The following is a 589-nucleotide window of genomic DNA, read 5'->3' as shown; positions in this document are numbered from 1 at the left end:
ACGGGGCCAACGGCCCATCAAACGCTGTTGCATTTGAGCCAGGAACGGATGCGCAGGCCAGCACTTTATTAGAGGCGATTAATGGGTCTTGAATTCTTGTTTGCAGCGATAATCGTCGCGCGATCTATCCGTCGCCTTTCCACCTTTGCCATTGTTCGCGCCGCCGTTCCATCGGCATCTTTCACTAATCTGCGCAAGTCTCGCCAAGCAGTGCGATAAGCGATTGCAAGATCATATGTATCACTATTTGCATAATAGTTCGTTTGAACAATTGGAGTTTCAGAACTTCTTAAACCGGTCTTGTTGCAGTAAGCGACTACCCAGAAGTCTCTTTCATGCCATTCTGTATCTTCGTCTCCATTGAAATGCACAGTTAGCTCGACACTCGTTTCATTTACTTGATCATCTTGTTCATTTATTTCCTCAACCCATAAGCCCCTGCGACCGTAACTAGCAAATTCATATGCTCTTTTGAAAGACAGTGCGTATATGCTCATTGGGACTTTTCCTTGATTTAGTTGTTCATGACATTTACTTTCCATACATTCAAGGTAAGCCAAGGGGGATATTTGTAAACCCTTTTGGGGCT

1 protein-coding gene is annotated in these 589 nt (G+C 44.7%); it reads right to left on the bottom strand.

Features of this window, described 5'->3' with window-relative positions; translation table 11 throughout:
- Positions 1-68: 68 nt before the first annotated feature.
- Positions 69-589: hypothetical protein (locus N799_RS15580; protein ID WP_203225065.1), on the bottom strand; the 521-nt coding region annotated here is incomplete at its 5' end.

The sequence above is a fragment of the Lysobacter arseniciresistens ZS79 genome, assembly GCF_000768335.1.
In the GTDB taxonomy this organism is placed as follows: domain Bacteria; phylum Pseudomonadota; class Gammaproteobacteria; order Xanthomonadales; family Xanthomonadaceae; genus Novilysobacter; species Novilysobacter arseniciresistens.
The sequence above is the reverse complement of the archived record's forward strand: the minus strand, read 5'-3'. Positions and strand labels throughout refer to the sequence as shown.